The organism is Nonomuraea sp. NPDC050643, from assembly GCF_040654715.1.
GTDB lineage: Bacteria > Actinomycetota > Actinomycetes > Streptosporangiales > Streptosporangiaceae > Nonomuraea.
Window position 1 is genome coordinate 1 of the sequence record NZ_JBFAIM010000180.1, and the last position, 1,516, is coordinate 1,516.

Here is a 1,516-nt window from a genome sequence, read left to right on the forward strand (position 1 = left end):
TTCGCGGGGTGGGCCAACTACGCCAAGGTGTTCGCCGACGCCACGTTCTGGCCGGCGCTGTGGCACACCGTGGTGTTCACCGTGGTGTCACTGGCCTTCCAGTTCACCATCGGGCTGGCACTGGCGGTGTTCTTCACCCAGAACTTCCGCCTGTCGGCCACCCTGCGCGCGTTGTTCCTGGTGCCGTGGCTGCTGCCGCTGATCGTGTCGGCCTCCACCTGGTCATGGATGCTCAACAGCGACTCCGGCGTGGTCAACGCCGCACTCGGCGCCTTCGGGATCGCGCCGGTGAACTGGCTCACCTCACCGGACTGGGCACTGTGGTCGGTGACCATCGCCAACATCTGGATCGGCATCCCGTTCAACCTCGTCGTCCTGTACTCCGGCCTGCAGGCGATCCCCCCCGACCTCCACGAGGCCGCCGCACTCGACGGCGCCAACGCCCGGCAACGCTTCTGGAAGATCACCCTCCCCCTGCTGCGACCGGTCTCGGCGATCACCCTGCTCCTCGGCCTGGTCTACACACTGAAGGTCTTCGACATCATCTGGATCATGACCAAGGGCGGCCCCAGCGGCGCCTCCACCACCCTGGCCACCTGGTCCTACCGCCTCGGCTTCGGCAACCTGGTGCCCGCCTTCGGCCCCGGCGCGGCGGTCGGCAACCTGCTCATCGTGACCGCGCTGATCTTCGGACTGCTCTACATCCGCCGGCAGGCCACCCCATGAAACCCCTCAAAACCGCGATCGGGCTGACCCTGACCGCCGTCATGCTGTTCCCGGTCTACTGGATGATCAACGTCTCCTTCACCCGCACCACCGACATGCGCACAAACCCGCCGAACTGGCTCCCCGTCAACGCCACCCTGGACGGCTACCGGGCCGTACTCGACCAGCAACTGCCCTACCTCGGCATAAGCCTGCTCATCGGCCTCGGCACCGTGGCCCTCACCCTGACGGTGGCCGCCCCGGCCGGCTACGCCCTGGCCAAACTACGCCCCCACGGCGGCCGGACACTCGGCTTCGTCCTGCTGGTCGCCCAGATGATCCCCGGCATCATCATGGCGATGGGCTTCTACGCCATCTTCCTGACCACCGGCCTGCTCAACACCGTGCCCGGACTGATCATCGCCGACTCCACCCTGGCCGTGCCGTTCGCCGTACTGATCTTCACCGCGTTCATGTCCGCCATCCCCGAAGAACTCCTCCAGGCCGCCCGCACCGACGGCGCCGGCGTGGTCCGCACCTTCGTCTCGATCGTGCTGCCGATCTCCCGCAACGCGATCATCACCGTGTCCCTGTTCGCGTTCCTGTGGGCCTGGTCGGACTTCATCTTCGCCTCCACCCTCGACCAGGGCGGCGACCACCAGCCCATCACCCTCGGCATCTACCACTACATCGGCAACAACAACCAGGAATGGAACGCCATCATGGCCACCGCCGTGATCGCCTCCATCCCGGCCACCATCCTGCTCATCATCGCCCAGCGCTACGTCGCCGCCGGCGTCACCGCCGGCGC

Annotated in this window: 2 protein-coding genes; both read left to right on the forward strand. The window is 66.8% G+C overall.

What is annotated here, in order from left to right:
* The coding region (locus tag AB0I15_RS66830; RefSeq protein WP_358121200.1) for a sugar ABC transporter permease at positions 1 to 726 on the forward strand (726 nt) is incomplete at its 5' end.
* Positions 723 to 1,516, forward strand: a 794-nt coding sequence (locus AB0I15_RS66835) for a carbohydrate ABC transporter permease (RefSeq protein ID WP_358121202.1), incomplete at its 3' end; no start/stop codon positions are given. The genes AB0I15_RS66830 and AB0I15_RS66835, both read left to right, overlap by 4 nt.